The 16,694-nt window shown below is 68.4% G+C and carries 17 protein-coding genes; all 17 read right to left on the bottom strand.

From position 1 onward, the window contains the following. Positions 1-33: 33 nt before the first annotated feature. A complete protein-coding gene (gene gmk / locus WFH44_RS07605) occupies positions 34-606 on the bottom strand; it encodes a guanylate kinase (RefSeq protein ID WP_336713015.1) in 573 nt (190 codons plus the stop codon). Between the two features lie 19 nt (positions 607-625). After that, complete coding sequence (gene mihF / locus WFH44_RS07600) at positions 626-943, bottom strand: integration host factor, actinobacterial type (RefSeq protein WP_336713013.1); 318 nt, start codon at positions 941-943, stop codon at positions 626-628. 124 nt (positions 944-1,067) lie between these two features. Beyond that, on the bottom strand, positions 1,068-1,916 hold the full coding sequence (gene pyrF, locus WFH44_RS07595; RefSeq protein WP_336713011.1) for an orotidine-5'-phosphate decarboxylase: 849 nt from the start codon (positions 1,914-1,916) through the stop codon (positions 1,068-1,070). Next, on the bottom strand, positions 1,909-5,205 hold the full coding sequence (gene carB / locus WFH44_RS07590) for a carbamoyl-phosphate synthase large subunit (protein ID WP_336713009.1): 3,297 nt from the start codon (positions 5,203-5,205) through the stop codon (positions 1,909-1,911). The genes pyrF and carB overlap by 8 nt, the downstream gene beginning before the upstream one ends. Beyond that, complete coding sequence (carA, locus tag WFH44_RS07585) at positions 5,205-6,446, bottom strand: glutamine-hydrolyzing carbamoyl-phosphate synthase small subunit (protein ID WP_336713007.1); 1,242 nt, start codon at positions 6,444-6,446, stop codon at positions 5,205-5,207. Before carA ends, carB begins: the two co-directional genes overlap by 1 nt. Beyond that, positions 6,443-6,958, bottom strand: coding sequence for a PH-like domain-containing protein (locus WFH44_RS07580; RefSeq protein ID WP_336713005.1), 516 nt, complete (start codon positions 6,956-6,958; stop codon positions 6,443-6,445). Before WFH44_RS07580 ends, carA begins: the two co-directional genes overlap by 4 nt. A 5-nt stretch (positions 6,959-6,963) precedes the next feature. Next, a complete protein-coding gene (locus WFH44_RS07575) occupies positions 6,964-8,295 on the bottom strand; it encodes a dihydroorotase (protein ID WP_336713003.1) in 1,332 nt (443 codons plus the stop codon). After that, entirely contained in the window at positions 8,292-9,287 is a 996-nt protein-coding gene (locus WFH44_RS07570) for an aspartate carbamoyltransferase catalytic subunit (RefSeq protein WP_336713002.1), read from the bottom strand. The genes WFH44_RS07575 and WFH44_RS07570 overlap by 4 nt, the downstream gene beginning before the upstream one ends. Continuing rightward, positions 9,284-9,874, bottom strand: a complete 591-nt coding sequence (gene pyrR / locus WFH44_RS07565) for a bifunctional pyr operon transcriptional regulator/uracil phosphoribosyltransferase PyrR (RefSeq protein ID WP_336713000.1) — start codon at positions 9,872-9,874, stop codon at positions 9,284-9,286. Before pyrR ends, WFH44_RS07570 begins: the two co-directional genes overlap by 4 nt. A gap of 164 nt (positions 9,875-10,038) precedes the next feature. Further along, positions 10,039-10,461, bottom strand: a complete 423-nt coding sequence (nusB, locus tag WFH44_RS07560) for a transcription antitermination factor NusB (RefSeq protein ID WP_336712999.1) — start codon at positions 10,459-10,461, stop codon at positions 10,039-10,041. Next, positions 10,461-11,024 (bottom strand): elongation factor P, encoded by a 564-nt coding sequence (gene efp, locus WFH44_RS07555; protein WP_262104655.1) that lies wholly within the window; start codon positions 11,022-11,024, stop codon positions 10,461-10,463. The genes nusB and efp overlap by 1 nt, the downstream gene beginning before the upstream one ends. A gap of 79 nt (positions 11,025-11,103) precedes the next feature. After that, positions 11,104-12,207, bottom strand: coding sequence for a 3-dehydroquinate synthase (gene aroB / locus WFH44_RS07550; protein WP_264795543.1), 1,104 nt, complete (start codon positions 12,205-12,207; stop codon positions 11,104-11,106). Next, the gene (locus WFH44_RS07545) at positions 12,204-12,746 is read right to left on the bottom strand and encodes a shikimate kinase (RefSeq protein ID WP_336712998.1); all 543 of its coding nucleotides are present in this window, start codon (positions 12,744-12,746) and stop codon (positions 12,204-12,206) included. Before WFH44_RS07545 ends, aroB begins: the two co-directional genes overlap by 4 nt. Before the next feature lie 10 nt (positions 12,747-12,756). Further along, positions 12,757-13,956: a chorismate synthase gene (aroC, locus tag WFH44_RS07540; protein WP_262104661.1), complete on the bottom strand. Its 1,200-nt coding sequence runs from the start codon at positions 13,954-13,956 to the stop codon at positions 12,757-12,759. A 32-nt stretch (positions 13,957-13,988) separates the two neighbouring features. Next, complete coding sequence (locus WFH44_RS07535) at positions 13,989-14,894, bottom strand: shikimate dehydrogenase (RefSeq protein WP_442892887.1); 906 nt, start codon at positions 14,892-14,894, stop codon at positions 13,989-13,991. Then, a complete protein-coding gene (gene mltG, locus WFH44_RS07530; RefSeq protein ID WP_336712997.1) occupies positions 14,885-16,114 on the bottom strand; it encodes an endolytic transglycosylase MltG in 1,230 nt (409 codons plus the stop codon). Before mltG ends, WFH44_RS07535 begins: the two co-directional genes overlap by 10 nt. Continuing rightward, positions 16,111-16,689, bottom strand: a complete 579-nt coding sequence (gene ruvX, locus WFH44_RS07525) for a Holliday junction resolvase RuvX (protein WP_336712996.1) — start codon at positions 16,687-16,689, stop codon at positions 16,111-16,113. The genes mltG and ruvX overlap by 4 nt, the downstream gene beginning before the upstream one ends. Positions 16,690-16,694 lie beyond the last annotated feature (5 nt).

The following is a 16,694-nucleotide window of genomic DNA, read 5'->3' as shown; positions in this document are numbered from 1 at the left end:
TCTGTAGGTAATGCTGCGCTGTTGTTCCGGTGCCTAACGCGGGTTCGGCACGAGTCCCATCAGCGAAACAAGCTCTTCCGCCGCCCGCTGGACGTCGTCATTAATGACGGTGTGGTCGAATTCGGATTCGGCAGCAAGTTCCAGTTTAGCGGTTTCCAGACGCTGCTGCTGTTCCTCGGGCGTTTCTGTGCCGCGGCCCACGAGCCGGCGCACCATTTCGTCCCAGCTTGGCGGTGCCAGGAAGACGAAATTTGCGTCCGGCATGGTCTGCTTGACCTGCCGCGCTCCCTGGAGGTCGATCTCCAGCAGGACCGACTTGCCCTCGGCCATGGCCCGTTCGACCGTCTCGCGGACGGTGCCGTAGCGGTTGCGTCCGTGGACGACGGCCCACTCGAGCATCGATCCGTTGGCCACGAGGTCATCGAAGTCGCTGGCGGAAACGAAATAGTAATGGACGCCGTTGATCTCTCCCGGCCGCGGAGGACGGGTGGTCGCCGAGACGGAGAGCCAGACTTGGGGGTAGTGGTCGCGGATGTAGGTGGAGACCGTACCTTTACCGACGGCGGTGGGCCCGGCGAGGACAGTCAGGGTGGGTTTGTCAGACATGCTTTCCATCTATAGCAGTTCAGCGCGGTTCGAGCAGATCGATCAGCGCCTTACGCTGATGGACCCCCAAACCGCGCACCCGCCGGGTCGGTGCGATCCCGACGGATTCCATGATCCCGGCGGCTCGGACTTTGCCGATGCCGGGCAGTGCCTCCAGGAGCTCGGCCACGCGCAGCCGGCCAATCGACTCCTGGGTCTTGGCCAGCTCGATGACTTCGGAGATGCTCGTGCGTCCGTCCTTCAGCTTGGCCTTGGCTTCGGCGCGCTCGGCCCGGGCCGCCGTGGCCTTGTTGCGGGCTGCCGTTCGTTCGCTGTCCGTCAGCGGTTTCAGACTCACAGGCTTCTCCACATCGTTGCGCTGCCGCCGGCCGCGGCATGGAGCTAATCCACTTGCACTGAACCTAGTGGTAAGGCCCCGGGAAAGCAATGCCTTTTCCGGGGCCCACCGGCGGTCTCCGGCTTCAGCCGGCGACCATCTCCAGGGTACGCGCCACGGCGTCGCGAAGGCGTGCCGCATCCGGACCTGCTTTGAGGATGTCACGGCTCGACGTCCCCAGCACCTGGCCGAAGGCGGGCCCGAAGGAGCGGCGCAGGTCCGCGCCGGTGGCGCCCTGGGCCCCGAGGCCCGGAGCCAGCACCGGGCCGTTCAGGCCGGCCAGGTCCAGGCCCAGGCGGGCCGGTGCATCCCCAACCGTCGCGCCGACGACCAAGCCCACCGAACCCAACGTGCCCGCGTCCCGGGCCGCGGCGTTGTCCGCCGCGGCCGCCCGCACAATCCGGCGGGCCACGGAGTCCTCGCCGCCGACGTGCTGCACGCTGGCGCCCTCGGGATTCGAGGTCAGCGCCAGGACGAACACCCCGCGGCCGGTCTGCTCCGCCAGGTCCAGGGCGGGCCGCAGCGACTCGTACCCGAGGAAGGGGCTCAGCGTCACCGCGTCAGCGGCCAGCGGAGCGCCGTCGGCGAGCCAGGCCTGCGCGTAGGCGGCCATGGTGGAGCCGATGTCTCCGCGCTTGGCGTCGGCGATCGTCAACACCCCGGCACCCGCCGCCGCGGCCAGGACCTTCTCCAGGGCGGCCAGTCCGCGCGAACCGTGCCGCTCGAACAGCGCGACCTGCGGCTTGACCGCGGCAGCCTGCTCCCCCACCGCCTCCAGGACGGTGAGGGAAAAGCGCTCCAGTCCCCCGGCGTCGTCGTTCAACCCCCACGCCTGCAGGAGGCCCGGATGCGGGTCGATGCCGACGCACAGCGCGCCGCGGGCGGCCATGGCCGCCTGCAGCCTGGCGCCGAAGCCCGCGCGGGGCTCAGGCACCGGTGCCGGCCTTCAGCTTGGCGGCATGTTCCTGCAGGCTGGTGACGTCCCATTCGTACTGGCGCATCGCCTCGATGGCCTGGATGGCCGCGCCGAACTCGGCAACCGTGGTGATCACGGGCGTGCCGACCGAGGTCGCGGCGGCACGGATCTCATAGCCGTCCCCGCGGGCGTCGCCGCCGGAAGGGGTGTTCAGGATCATGTCGATCGAGCCGTCCGTGATCAGGTCGACGATGTTGGACTCGCCCTCGGCGGTACCCTCGCGGACCTTGCGCACCACGGTGGCCTGGATCCCGTTCCGCCGCAGCACGTCGGCGGTGCCGCCGGTGGAGACGATCTCGAAGCCGAGGTCGGCCAGGTGCTTGACCGGCATGACGAACGAGCGCTTGTCGCGGTTCGCCACCGAGACGAACACCTTGCCGGCCGTGGGCAGCGGGTTGTTGGCCGCGGCCTGGCTCTTGGCGAAGGCGGTGTCGAAGTACTTGTCGATGCCCATGACCTCGCCCGTGGACCGCATCTCGGGGCCGAGCAGCGAGTCCACGACGGTGCCTTCCGGCGTGCGGAAGCGGCTGAAGGGCAGCACGGCTTCCTTCACGGCAACCGGGGCCTCCAGCGGCAGGCTGGCGCCGTCGCCGGTCTCGGGCAGCATCTTGTACGCGGTCCGCAGCTGGTGGATGGTCACCCCGGTGCCGATCAGCGCCGCGGCCTTGGCCAGCTGGACGCCCGTGGCCTTGGATACGAACGGCACGGTCCGGGAGGCCCGCGGGTTCGCCTCGATCACGTAGAGCACGTCCGAGGCCAGCGCGAACTGGATATTGATCAGGCCGCGCACGCCGACGCCCTCGGCGATGGCTCGGGTCGCCCGGGCCACGCGGTCCTGGACGTCCGCGCCGAGGGTGATCGGGGGCAGCACGCAGGCGGAGTCGCCGGAGTGGATGCCCGCTTCCTCGATGTGCTCCATGATGCCGCCGACGTAGAGGTCCTTGCCGTCGAAGAGCGCGTCCACGTCGATTTCGATGGCGTCCTCGAGGAACCGGTCCACCAGCACCGGGTGCTCCGGCGTGATCTCGGTGGCGTTGGCGATGTAGCGGGCGAGGTTCGCCTCGTCGTAGACGATCTCCATGCCGCGGCCGCCGAGCACGTAGGACGGGCGGACCAGCACCGGGTAGCCGATCTCGTCCGCGATCTTCTTCGCGTCCTCGAAGCTGACCGCCGTGCCGTTCTTCGGCGCGACCAGCCCGGCGCGGTCCAGCACGCGCTGGAAGGCGCCGCGGTGCTCGGCGAGGTCGATGGCCTCCGGCGAGGTGCCCAGGATCGGGATGCCGGCCTCGGCCAGGGCCTGCGCCAGCTTCAGCGGCGTCTGCCCGCCGAGCTGCACGAAGACGCCCATGACGCCGCCGGTGCGCTCCTCGGCCGCGATGACCTCCAGCACGTCCTCCAGCGTCAGCGGCTCGAAGTACAGCCGGTTGGAGATGTCGTAGTCCGTGGAGACGGTCTCCGGGTTGCAGTTGATCATGACCGTCTCGTGGCCGGCCTGGCGCAGGGCCATGGTCGCGTGCACGCAGCTGTAGTCGAACTCGATGCCCTGGCCGATGCGGTTCGGGCCGGAGCCGAGGATGATGATCGAGGGCTTCGCGTGCAGCTCGACCTCGTCCTCCTCGTCGTAGGACGAGTAGTGGTACGGCGTGTAGGCGGCGAACTCGGCGGCGCAGGTGTCGACCGTCTTGAACACCGGGCGGACGCCGAGGGCGTGGCGGACGCCGCGGACCACGGCTTCGGCGGTATTGGTGAGCTTGCCGATCTGTTCGTCCGAGAAGCCGTGGCGCTTGGCCAGGCGCAGGATGTCCTCCGTCAGCGCCGGGGCCTTGCGGATCTCGGCGGCCACTTCGTTGATCAGCTGGAGCTGGTCGAGGAACCAGGGGTCGATCCCGGTCGCTTCGTAGACCTGCTCCACAGTGGCGCCGCCCAGCAGCGCGCGCTGCACCATGGACAGCCGCTCCGTGGAGCCCACCTTGGACTTCTCCAGCAGCTCCGGCACCTCGAAGTCGTTGACCGAGTCGAAGGTCAGCTGCGCGCCCTTCTGCTCGAGCGACCGCAGGGCCTTCTGCAGGGCCTCGGTGAAGTTGCGGCCCAGCGCCATGGCTTCGCCGACGGACTTCATCGTGGTGGTCAGCGTCGGGTCCGCCGCCGGGAACTTCTCGAAGGCGAAGCGGGGAACCTTGACGACGACGTAGTCCAGCGTCGGCTCGAACGACGCCGGGGTCTTCTGGGTGATGTCGTTCGGGATCTCGTCCAGCGTGTAGCCGAGCGAGAGCTTCGTCGCGATCTTGGCAATGGCGAACCCGGTGGCCTTCGACGCCAGCGCCGAAGAGCGGGACACGCGGGGGTTCATTTCAATAACGACGACGCGTCCCGTGTCCGGTTCGATCGCGAACTGGATGTTGCAGCCGCCGGTGTCGACGCCGACCTCGCGGATCACGGCGATCGCGATGTCCCGCAGGTTCTGGTACTCGCGGTCCGTCAGGGTCAGGGCCGGCGCGACGGTGATCGAGTCGCCCGTATGGACGCCGACCGGGTCGAAGTTCTCGATGGAGCAGACCACCACGACGTTGTCGTTCTTGTCGCGCATCATCTCCAGCTCGTACTCCTTCCAGCCGAGGATGGACTCCTCGAGGAGCACCTCGCTGGTCGGGCTGTACTGGATGCCTGCTCCGGCGATGCGGCGCAGGTCCTCTGCGTTGTAGGCCATGCCGGAGCCGAGTCCGCCCATGGTGAAGGACGGACGAACGACCATCGGGTACCCGAGTTCCTCGGCGGCCTTGAATGCCTCGTCCATCGAATGCACGATGATGGACCGGGCCGACTCGGCGCCGCAGCGCTCCACCACGCCCTTGAACTTTTCGCGGTCCTCGCCGAGCTCGATCGCCTCGATGTTGGCGCCGATCAGTTCGACGTTGTACTTCTCCAGCACGCCGTTCTTGTCCAGCGCGATGGCCGTGTTCAGTGCCGTCTGACCGCCCAGGGTCGGCAGCACCGCATCGGGGCGTTCCTTGGCAATGATCTTCTCGACGACTTCCGGCGTGATCGGCTCGACGTAGGTCGCGTCCGCGAACTCGGGATCCGTCATGATCGTCGCCGGGTTGGAGTTCACGAGGATGACGCGCAGGCCTTCCTCCTTCAGGACGCGCAGCGCCTGGGTGCCGGAGTAGTCGAACTCGGCGGCCTGGCCGATGACGATCGGCCCGGACCCGATGACCAGGACGGACTTAAGATCTTCTCTCTTGGGCATTACTTGGCTTCCTTGGCGTCGATGGTGGCTTTGGAGACGTCCGCTGCGTCAGTGGTGCCTGTGCTCGTACCTGCGGTCTGCCGTTCTGCTTCCATCAGGTCGATGAACCGGTCGAACAGGTAGGCCGAGTCGTGCGGGCCGGCGGCGGCTTCCGGGTGGTACTGGACGGAGAACGCGGGAATGTCGAGGCACGCGAGGCCCTCGACGACGTCGTCGTTAAGGCTCACGTGGCTGACCTCGACGCGGCCGAACCGCTCCTCCGGCGCCTTCGTCGCGCCGTCGGTGGGAGCGTCGACGGCGAAGCCGTGGTTCTGCGAGGTGATCTCCACCTTGCCCGTGCGGCGGTCCATCACCGGCTGGTTGATGCCCCGGTGCCCGTAGCGCAGCTTGTAGGTGCCGAAGCCCAGCGCACGGCCCAGGATCTGGTTGCCGAAGCAGATGCCGAAGAAGGGCAGCCGCGCATCGAGGACGTCGCGCAGCAGGCCGACCTGGGCGTCCGCCGTGGCCGGGTCGCCGGGGCCGTTGGACATGAAGACACCGTCCGGGCCGAGGGCCTGGATGTCCTGGAGGGTGGCCGTAGCCGGCAGCACGTGGACCTTCACGCCGCGCTCGGCGAAGCGCTGCGGGGTCATGGACTTGATGCCCAGGTCGAGGGCGGCGATGCTGAAGCGCGCTTCGCCCTCCCAGCCGTGGTCGGCGGGGTCGATGACATAGGCGGCGTCGATGCTGACTTCTTCGGCCAGCCGCGAGCCCTCCATCGGCGCCTGCGCCTTGACCTGCTCCAGCAGCTCGGCCTCCGGGCGCTGCGCATCGGCGCCGGAGAAGATGCCGGCCTTCATCGCGCCGCGTTCGCGCAGGTGCCGGGTGATGGCGCGGGTGTCCACGCCCTGCAGGCCCACGATGCCCTGTTCGACGAGTTCGTCGTCGAGGCTGCGCTCCGAGCGCCAGTTCGAGGGCCGTCGGGCGGCGTCGCGGACGATGTAGCCGGCTACCCAGATCCGGCGGGATTCCGCATCCTCGCGGTTCACGCCGGTGTTGCCGATGTGAGGGGCCGTCTGGACGACGAGCTGGCGCGCGTAGGAGGGATCAGTGATGGTCTCCTGGTAGCCGGTCATGCCGGTGGCAAAGACCGCCTCGCCCAAGGCCGTTCCCTGGGCCCCGTAGCTGTGTCCGCGGAAGACGCGGCCGTCTTCGAGGACAAGCAGCGCCGCCGCAGAAGGAGTGGTTTGGTGTTCAGTCACGATAGATCCTCATCGTTGTCCGTTACAGCAGGTACAAAAGATTTCAGGTGCTCCAGCATGGGCCGCTTCTCGGCGGCATGCCGGTTGCGGAAGGCGGTGTCCACGTCCCGGCCCCCGAGGGACCAGGTGATGACGGCCAGCCCGTCCTTCTCGACGAACTTGCCCACCATGCCGCTCTCGGTGCGGACGCCGCTGATGCCGGCCGCCGGCAGGTACAGGTCCGGTACGCCGCGGCGCTCGATCAGCACGCCCTGCGGATACACCCGCAGCAACGCGTTGGAGCGGATGCCGAGGGAGTGCACGGCGAGCCGGTCCAGCCAGTCCCCCGCCGTCGTCGTGACGACGTACTGCCCTTCGTAGGCCGCCACCGGCGCCGGCAGGTCCTCCGGCACCGCCGGCAGCGGGGCGACGTCCTGCTGGCGCTTCAGCCGGTTGCGCCAGCCGAAGTAGACGAGCCCGACGAGCACCACCACCAGGCTCAGCGTGATCAGCCCTGGTCCCAGGTAGTCCACGGGCCCTACGCCCCCTCGGAGGCCAGCGGGGTATTCAGCGCGCCGTCGAGGACCGTGGGGTGGCCGCGGTAGAACGTGGCGACGACGCGGCCGGGCAGCTCCCGCCCGGCGAACGGCGAGTTGCGCCCCTTGGTGGCCATCCGCTGGGGGTCCACCTGCCAGCGTGCGGCCGGGTCTACCAGCGTGATGTTCGCGGTCGAGCCGGTTTCCAGCGGCTGTCCGTGGCCGGCGAGCTGGCCGATCCGGGCCGGGGCCGTGGACATCACGCGGGCGAAGTCGTCCCAGCCCATCAGGCCGGACTCGACCATGGTGTGCTGCACGACGGACAGCGCGGTTTCCAGCCCGGTCATGCCCATTGCCGCCTGCGCCCACTCGCATTCCTTGGCTTCGCTGGGATGCGGCGCGTGGTCGGTCCCGACGATGTCGATCGTGCCGTCGGCGAGGCCGGCCCGGAGCGCCTTGACGTCCTCGTCGGTGCGCAGCGGCGGATTGACCTTGTACACCGGGTCATAGCTGCGGACCAGTTCGTCCGTCAGCCACAGGTGGTGCGGCGTGACCTCGGCAGTCACCTTGATGCCGCGCTGCTTGGCCCAGCGGATGATCTCCACCGACCCGGCCGTGGAGACGTGGCAGACGTGCAGCCGGGAGCCCACATGCTGCGCCAGCAGAACGTCGCGGGCGATGATGCTCTCCTCGGCGACCGCCGGCCAGCCTGTCATGCCGAGGACCGCGGACACCGCGCCCTCGTTCATCTGGGCGCCGTCCGTGAGCCGCGGCTCCTGGGCATGCTGGGCGATCACGCCGTCGAACGCCTTGACGTACTCGAGCGCCCGGCGCATCAGGATCGGGTCGTGGACGCACATGCCGTCGTCGGAGAAGACCCGGACCCGGGCGCGCGAATCAGCCATGGCGCCCAGCTCGGCCAGCCGTTCGCCGGCCAGTCCGACGGTCACGGCGCCCACCGGCCGGACGTCCGTCCAGCCGGCCTTTTGGCCCAGGGAGAAGACCTGCTCGACGACGCCGGCGGTATCGGCCACCGGGGAGCTGTTGGCCATGGCGTGGACGGCCGTGTAGCCGCCCAACGCCGCAGCGCGGCTGCCGGTCTCAACGGTCTCGGCGTCCTCGCGGCCAGGCTCCCGCAGGTGGGTATGGAGATCCACGAGGCCGGGAAGCGCGACCAGGCCGTCCGCGTCGATGACCGCCGCCCCGGCGGCGCTGAGGCCGGTGCCGGCTTCGGCGATGATCCCGTCGCGGACCAGCAGGTCGGTACGGTCTCCGCTGCCGATGGCGGCTCCCCGGATCAGGTAGGCCGCGGGTGTTTCGGGTGCTGTGCTCATCTGGTGGCCTCCTGGGTTGGTGCGGCGGGCGTGCTGTCGCCCGAGAGCAGCAGGTACAGCGCAGCCATGCGTACGGAGACGCCGTTGCGGACCTGCTGGAGAACTGTGGAACGCGGCGAGTCGGCCGCGGCTGCCGAGATTTCCAGGCCGCGGTTCATCGGGCCGGGGTGCATGATGATGGTTTCCTTCGCGCCCGCGGCGTCCAGTGCGGCGAGCCTCCGGTCGTCGAAGCCCCAGCGGCGCGAGTACTCGCGGGTGGAGGGGAAGAACGCGGCATTCATCCGCTCTCCCTGCACCCGCAGCATCATCACCGCGTCCGGGCGTTCGGACAGCGTCTCATCGAGGTCGTAGCTGACCGTGCAGGGCCAGTGCTCCACGCCGACCGGCAGCAGCGTGGGCGGTGCCACCAGCGTGACGTCGGCGCCCAGCGTGCGCAGCAGCCACAGGTTGGACCGGGCCACCCGGGAATGCAGGACATCGCCGACGATGGCCACCTTCATGCCGGCCAGGTCCGTGCCGGCCGATCCGGTGCCGTTGACGCGGGCCCAGTTGCGGCGCATCGTGAACGCGTCCAGCAGGGCCTGGGTAGGGTGTTCGTGGGTTCCGTCGCCGGCGTTGACGACGGCGGCGTCGATCCAGTCCGAGGTGGCGAGGCGCGCGGGAGCGCCGGAGGCCCAGTGCCGGATGACGACGGCGTCCGCGCCCATCGCTTCGAGGGTCTGCGCTGTGTCCTTGAGCGATTCGCCCTTGGAGACCGAGGATCCCTTGGCGGCGAAGTTGATCACGTCCGCGGAGAGCCGCTTCGCCGCGGCTTCGAAGGAGATCCGGGTGCGGGTGGAGTCCTCGAAGAACAGGTTCACCACGGTGCGGCCGCGCAGCACGGGCAGCTTCTTGACTTCCCGCTCGGATACCGCGGCCATCTCCTCGGCGGTGTCCAGGATCCGGATGGCCTCGGCCTTGTCCAGGTCTTCGGTCGAGAGCAAATGCCTCATGCGCTCCAGTCCTCAATGACAACTTCGTTGACCGGCGCGCCCTCGCTGGCGTCGGTTTCGGCCAGCCGGACGCGGACCTTCTCGACCGATGAAGTCGGCAGGTTCTTGCCGACGTGGTCGGCCCGGATGGGCAGCTCGCGGTGCCCCCGGTCCACCAGGACGGCCAGGCGCACGATCCGGGGCCGGCCGAGGTCAACCAAGGCGTCCAGGGCGGCGCGAATGGTGCGTCCGGAGTACAAGACGTCGTCGACAAGGACAACGACCTTGTCGTCGATTCCGGAGGCGGGCAGCTGGGTGGGCAGCGGAGCGCGGGTGGGCTGGCGCTTCAGGTCGTCCCGGAACATGGTGACGTCGAGCTGGCCGGTGATGTCTTCGGCTGTAACGCTGCCGTCCGCGGCCTCGATCTTGGCTGCGAGTCGGCGGGCCAGCGGATAGCCGCGCCGCGGGATGCCCAGCAGGACGAGGTCTTTGGAACCCTTGTTCGCTTCAAGGATTTCGTGGGCAATGCGAGTGAGTGCGCGGTCGATGTCCGCTTCGGCGAGAACTACACGTGATGACTGCGGCGAAACCGTGCCGGACGTGTTCATCTGGTGCCGCCTCCTTCCCCGCCTCACAGGACGGACTTAAAGGTTGGTTGCGCAACCAACGTATCACAGCGGAGGGACCGTTCCGCGCCCGGAACGGCCAAAGGTGGCCCCCGTCACGGGGACCACCTCCAGCAGGGATTTCCGGGCGGAAACCCGACGCTTGATCAGGCCAGCAGCGTGGGCTTGAGCTGCTGCAGCCGGCCCAGCAGACCGTTGATGAACGACGGCGATTCGTCCGTCGAGAGGGTCCGCGACAGTTCCACTGCCTCGCTGACAGCGACGCCGTCGGGGACGTCGTCGTTGTACAGCAGCTCCCAGGTGCCCACGCGCAGGATGATCCGGTCCACGCTGGGCATGCGCTCCAGCGGCCACCCCTGCGAATAGGTGGACAGGAACTCGTCGATGGCCGGCTGCATGGCCATGACGCCCTCGACGATGTCCACTGTGTAGGGATTGATGATCTGGTCCGTCTTGTCCCGCCGGTCCCGCAGGGCCTCGGTGGGCTGGACCGAGCGCTGCTCGGCCTCAAAGAGGATGTCGACGGCACGGCGGCGGGCCTTGCCGCGCGCGGAGGTGGGTGCACTCACTAGTCGTTGACTCGTCCCAGGTAGTCGCCGCTGCGGGTGTCGACCTTGACCCTGGTGCCGGTTTCCAGGAACAGCGGAACCTGGATCTGGTAGCCGGTTTCCACGGTGGCCGGCTTGGTGCCGCCGGTGGAGCGGTCGCCCTGCAGTCCGGGCTCCGTGTAGGTGATCTCCATGACGACGGACGCCGGCAGTTCGATGTACAGCGGGGTGCCGTCGTGCATGGCGATGTTGACCTTGATGTTTTCCAGCAGGAAGTTCTCGTCGTCGCCGACGACGGCGCCGGGCACGGTCACCTGGTCGTAGTCCTGGACGTCCATGAAGACGAAGTCGTCGCCGTCCTTGTACAGGTAGGTGTAGTCGCGGCGGTCCACCGTGGCGGTCTCGATCTTCAGGCCGGCGTTGAACGTCTTGTCCTGGATCTTGCCGGAGACAACGTTTTTGATCTTGGTGCGCACGAAGGCGCCGCCCTTGCCCGGCTTGACATGCTGGAACTCGATGACATTCCACAGCTGGCCGTCCATGACCAGCACGGTCCCGTTCTTGATGTCGTTCGTTGTCGCCACAGTTTCTCTTTCGTCGATTCAAGCGCCAGAAAAGTTCACGGACTATTCTACCCGCTCGGAGGCCGCCTCCTCGTCGCTCCTAGTTGTCCGCGATCTCCTGGTACGCGGCGAACAGCAGCGAGGTGTCCGGAACCTCGAGGATGCCGGGCTTGCCGACGGCGTCGAGGACCACGAACCGCAGCAGGTCGCCGCGGGCCTTCTTGTCCCGCTTCATGCCGTCCAGCAGCGCCGCCCAGCGGTCGCGGCGGTAGCTCACCGGCAGCTCCAGCAGTTCGAGGATCCGCTTGTGCCGGTCGGCCGTAGCGTCGTCGAGCCGGCCGACCATTCGGGACAGCTCCGCTGCGAACACCAGGCCGACGGAAACCGCGGCCCCATGGCGCCACTGGTAGCGTTCCGCTAGCTCGATGGCGTGGCCCAGGGTGTGGCCGTAGTTCAGGAACTCGCGCCGCCCGGACTCTTTGAGGTCGGCGGAGACGATCTGCGCCTTGACTGCGATGGACCGCTCGACGAGCTCGCGCACCTCGGCAGACGCCGGATCCGCGACGGCCTCGGGCTTGGCCTCGATCAGGTCCAGGATGGCCGGGTCGGCGATGAAACCGCACTTGACCACTTCCGCCATGCCTGTCAGCAGCTCGTTGCGGGGCAGCGTGGCGAGGGCGTCGAGGTCGGCCAATACGGCTGCCGGCGGGTGGAACGCGCCGACCAGGTTCTTGCCCTCGGCCGTGTTGATGCCGGTCTTCCCGCCGACTGCCGCATCGACCATGCCGAGGAGGCTGGTGGGAATGTGCACCACCTTCACGCCGCGCAGCCAGGTCGCGGCGACAAAGCCGCCAACGTCGGTCACGGCGCCGCCGCCGACGGTCACGATCGCGTCGGAACGGGTGAAGTCGTTCTGGCCCAGCACCTGCCAGCAGAACGAGGCGACCTGGATGTGCTTGCCCTCTTCGGCGTCCGGGATTTCCGCCGTCAGTGCCGTGAAACCGGCGGCCGAGAGCGCCTCGCGCACGGTGTCTCCGGTGGAGCGCAGGGCACGCGGGTGGATGACCAGCACGCGCTGGACCCGCTCCCCCAGCACCCCGGGAAGCCTCTCGAGCAGACCGTGTCCGACGACGACGTCGTAGTTCTCGTTCGGCGCGGTGCCGGTGACCTTGATGATGGTCGGTGTCTGGGTTCCGTGGGTCACGAGGTGTGCCTTTCTTCAAACTTCTGTTCGAGCATTGCGGTCAGCTCATCGACCAGTTCCTGCTGGGACTTGCCCCGGGTCACCAGGACGATGTCCGCCAGCTTTTGGTACGTCGGCCGGCGGCGCCGGGACATCTCGAGCCATCGTTCCACCGGGTCGCCCACCAGCAGCGGACGGCCGCTGTCCCGCTGGATCCGCGGGCGCACGGTCTCCAGGTCGGCATCGAGGAAAACAACGTCGCAGCCCGCCAGCAGCTGCTGCGTACCGGTGTCCAGGATGGCGCCGCCGCCGAGCGAGACGACGCTCGGCTGGTCGGCCGCGGACAGCACCGCCGCGACCTCGCGAGCCTCGATCTCGCGGAAGCCGTGCTCGCCCTGGGCGGCGAAGATGGACGGAATGGAGCCGTGCTTGGCAACGATCTTCCGGTCCGTGTCGACGAAGGTCAGCCCGTGCACGGTCGCGAAGTGCTGGCCAAGCGTTGATTTACCTGAGGCCATCGGTCCGATCAGGACAAGATGGCGCTCCAACGTGAGCGGCATCAGGACGGCACTAGCTCCCGATCGAGTCCAGCGAGGCCGGGATGGCTTCGACATAGCTGCGGATGTTCCGGGCGGTCTCGGCAAGGGAGTCGCCGCCGAACTTTTCGGTCACGGCCTCGGCGAGGACCAGGGCCACCATGGCCTCGGCCACGACGCCGGCGGCCGGCACCGCGCAGACGTCCGAGCGCTGGTGGTGCGCCTTGGCGGCCTCGCCGGTGCTGACGTCGATGGTCTGCAGGGCGCGGGGAACCGTGGCGATCGGCTTCATCGCGGCGCGAACCCGCAGCGTGTCGCCGATACTCATTCCGCCTTCGATGCCGCCGGCGCGGTTGGTGGACCGGACGATGGTCCCGCGCTCGTCGCGGACAATTTCGTCATGCGCCTCGGAGCCGCGGCGGCCGGCCGTCTGGAAGCCGTCGCCCACCTCGACGCCCTTGATCGCCTGGATGCCCATCAGGGCCGCCGCCAGCCGTGCGTCCAGCCGGCGGTCCCAGTGGACATAGCTGCCCAGTCCCGGCGGCAGCCCGTAGGCCAGCACCTCGACCACGCCGCCGAGGGTCTCGCCTTCCTTGTGGGCGGCGTCGACCTCCTGGACCATGGCCAGGGACGTTTCGGCGTCGAAGCAGCGCAGCGGATCCTCGTCCAGCGCGATGACGTGCCGCGGTTCGGGCACCGGGCCGCCTTCCGGGACGGACACGCGGCCGAGGGACACGGTATGGCTGACGAGTTCGATGCCGAGGGCCTTCAGGAAGTTGGCGGCCACGGTGCCCAGCGCTACGCGGGCGGCAGTCTCACGGGCACTCGCGCGTTCCAGCACCGGGCGGGCCTCGTCGAAACCGTACTTCTGCATGCCCGTAAAGTCGGCATGTCCGGGACGGGGCCGGGTGAGCGGCGCGTTGCGCGCGGACTCGGCCAGCTCGGCCGGGTCGACCGGCTCTGCGGACATGACCTTCTCCCACTTGGGCCACTCGGTATTGCCGACCTGGATGGCGACGGGGCCACCTTGGGTCAGGCCGTGGCGGACGCCTCCGAGGATGGTGACCTGGTCCTGCTCGAACTTCATCCGGGCGCCGCGGCCGTAACCGAGCCGGCGGCGGGCCAGGGCATCCTGGATATCCGAGATGTGCAGTTCGACGCCGGCGGGGACGCCTTCGACAATTCCAACCAGGGCCGGACCATGGGATTCACCGGCGGTTAACCAACGCAACATGCCATCAATACTGCCATGCCTGCGGGTACCCTTCAGCGCCGGGATGCACCGACCGCGTCACACATCACATTTGTGACTTCGGCGGCGTCCGTGAACCGCTCCCCGGCAAAGAGCCGCACCTGTTCCACGGCCTGGTAGATCAGCATCTCGAGCCCGTGCACGACGATGCCGTCCTGCCGCTGCCATTCGGCGGCGATCGCGCTGGGCCACGGGTCGTACGCGACATCAAGCAGGACTCCCCCGGGACGCCGCTTCGGGGCCCCGGCGAGCCGTGCCGCCAGCGAGTCTGCCCCGTGCGGCGGCAGGGTGGAGATCACGGTGTCCGCGCCGGCCAGGGCCTCCGCCGCGGCATCCCAGCCACGGACTTCAAGCGGGATCCCGAAGTGCGCCCCAACCGCCTCGACTCCGGACGCCTTGGCGGGATCGCGCAGGCAAAGCACCACCGAGGACGGCTTCAGCGACGCCAAAGCCGCGGCCGCGGCCGCCGCAGTGCCGCCGCCGCCGAGGACCAGGGCCGAGGCGCCGTCACGCACGCCGGCATGGCGCAGCGCCCCGACGATCCCGGCCACGTCCGTATTATGGCCGGTCAGCGAAACCGCGCCGCCGTCGTCGTACTCTGCCACCACGGTGTTGAGGACGCCCAGGACCTGCACCAGTTCGCTGGTCCGGTCCATCAGCGGCACCATGGCCGATTTCAGGGGCATGGTGACCGAGAGGCCCGCCCAGCCCGGCTCGGAGCGCAGGGTGCGGATGAACCCGGGCAGTGCCTCGGGCGTGACGTCGATGGCGCCGTAGCTGCAGTCGAAACCAATCAGGTCGTAGGCCGCGCGGTGGAGTGCCGGCGACTTCGAATGGCCGATCGGATGGCCCAGCACCGCTGCCCGGCTTCCGCTGCGGGCCGGGACGCCGGCTGGTGCGGCCGGCATGCTCAGTCGCACCGTCCCTCATCCTGCTCGCCGCACCACTTCAGGTATTCCTTGGTGTAGGCGTTGTGCTCTTCCAGCGTCTCGGAGAACTTGGTCTCGCCGGTATCCAGGTTGACCGTCACCCAGTAGTAGTACGGCACATCGTCCGGATTCGCGGCGGCGTCGATGGCCGGGCCGCCCGGAGAGTTGATCGGTCCGACGGGAAGCCCGGTATGCGCGTACGTGTTGTACGGGTTCTCCGTGTCCGCCTTCTCTTCCGGGGTGATGTCGTACCCCTTGCGGCCCAGTCCGTAGGTCACCGTCGCGTCGGACTGGATGAAGCCGTTGGTCTCCGTATTGTCCGGCTTGAGGCGGTTCTCGATGGCGCCCGCCACCGCCCCGTAGTCGGCCTCGCCCGCTTCAGCCTCGATGATACTGGCAACCGTCAGGACATCGTACTGCTGGTTCGGGTCGGTAATTCCGTCCTTCTCCAGCCGCTCGAAGGTGTTGTCGATCATGGTCTTGAGGATTTCCTCGGCGGTGGCCTCCAGCGGGAAGCGGTACTCCGCCGGGAACAGGTAGCCATCCAGGTTCCGCGCCTTGTCCGGCAGGCCGAACGCGGCCGGGTCTTTCGCCAGGGTTTCGAACTCGCTCACGTCGATGCCGGTGCCCTTGGAGAGGGCCTCGAAAACCTCCTGCTGCCGCCAGGTCCGGTTGATGGCGGCGTAGTTCACGCCTTCTTCCTGGGCGAGGAGGACGCCCGCGGCGTCGGCTGCCTTCATCTGCCGCTTGAGCTTGTAGTCGCCGGGCTGGACTTCGCGGCCGTCGGCCTGGTTGGCGAGTTCGTCGATGAATTTGTCCGAGGAGGCCACGACGTCCTGCTCCATCAGCGCACTGGCGATCGCGAGCGGGCCCGCGCCCTGCTCGACGGTGACGGACACTTCGCCCTCACCCGGACCCGGGTAGTCCTTCAGGTCGTTCATGCCGAGCAGGTTCTGCAGGAACAGGACCACGCCGACCAGGGCGCCGGCGAAGAGGCCGAAGACCACCAGCAGTGCGATGTTGCGGCGACGCCGCCGCTGGCGCTTGATCTTGTTGCGCCGGCTGCGCTTGCGTGCCGGAGGCTCCGGATCGTAGTCGGGTCCCAGTTCGCCCTCGTAGTCCGAGGCGTGCTCGGCCTCAAACTCCTCGAGCGATTGCCCGGCAGGCCGGTAGTCCGGATAAGGAGGGTTCTCCGGATAACTGTTGCTCACCGCTTGTTCTCACCATCATTGTCATGTACGCGTGGAATGTCGGTCTCGTCTTCCCCGGGGACTGCGCCGGGCGCCTGGACACGGTCCGGCGCGGCTACGGGGGTGCCCACGTCCCGTCCTTGCGCACGCTGCATATCCAGGGCGTGCTGCAGGATCTCCACTGCAGCGACCTGATCAACAACTTTACGGTGCTCACGGCTGCTCATGCCAGCGCCGTGCAGCGTCCGGTGCGCGCTGACGGTCGTCAGCCGCTCGTCGACCAGGCTGACGGTCGTGTCCAGTCCGGCCGCCAAGAGCGCACCCGCCAGCCGTTCGGCATAATCGCGGGCCATCTGGGTCGAGGCCGATTCCCCGCCGCGCATAGTGCGAGGCAGACCGACGAAAACCTGGACGGCGGAACGCTCCGCGGCTTCCCTCACCAGCACGCGAATGTCGCTGTCCTTCTTGGCGTCGCGCTTGAGCGTCCGGATCGGGGTGGCCAGGATGCCCGCCGGGTCCGAGCCGGCCAGGCCCACCCGGGCCAGGCCGACGTCGACACCTAGCTTGCTGCCGGCGGGAACGATTGCGCTGGGCACGTTGC

The organism is Arthrobacter sp. USHLN218 (assembly GCF_037144715.1).
Taxonomy (GTDB): domain Bacteria; phylum Actinomycetota; class Actinomycetes; order Actinomycetales; family Micrococcaceae; genus Crystallibacter.
Note: the sequence above shows the minus strand (reverse complement) of the source record. Positions and strands in the feature narration are given on the sequence as shown.

What these genes read in the sequence shown, in the direction of transcription:
- gmk (WP_336713015.1), bottom strand. Translation starts at nt 606, where the DNA reads ATGTCTGACAAACCCACCCTGACTGTCCTCGCCGGGCCCACCGCCGTC.
- WFH44_RS07545 (WP_336712998.1), bottom strand. Translation starts at nt 12,746, where the DNA reads ATGCCGCTCACGTTGGAGCGCCATCTTGTCCTGATCGGACCGATGGCC.
- WFH44_RS07570 (WP_336713002.1), bottom strand. Translation starts at nt 9,287, where the DNA reads ATGAGGCATTTGCTCTCGACCGAAGACCTGGACAAGGCCGAGGCCATC.
- carB (WP_336713009.1), bottom strand. Translation starts at nt 5,205, where the DNA reads ATGCCCAAGAGAGAAGATCTTAAGTCCGTCCTGGTCATCGGGTCCGGG.
- pyrR (WP_336713000.1), bottom strand. Translation starts at nt 9,874, where the DNA reads ATGAACACGTCCGGCACGGTTTCGCCGCAGTCATCACGTGTAGTTCTC.
- aroC (WP_262104661.1), bottom strand. Translation starts at nt 13,956, where the DNA reads ATGTTGCGTTGGTTAACCGCCGGTGAATCCCATGGTCCGGCCCTGGTT.
- WFH44_RS07575 (WP_336713003.1), bottom strand. Translation starts at nt 8,295, where the DNA reads ATGAGCACAGCACCCGAAACACCCGCGGCCTACCTGATCCGGGGAGCC.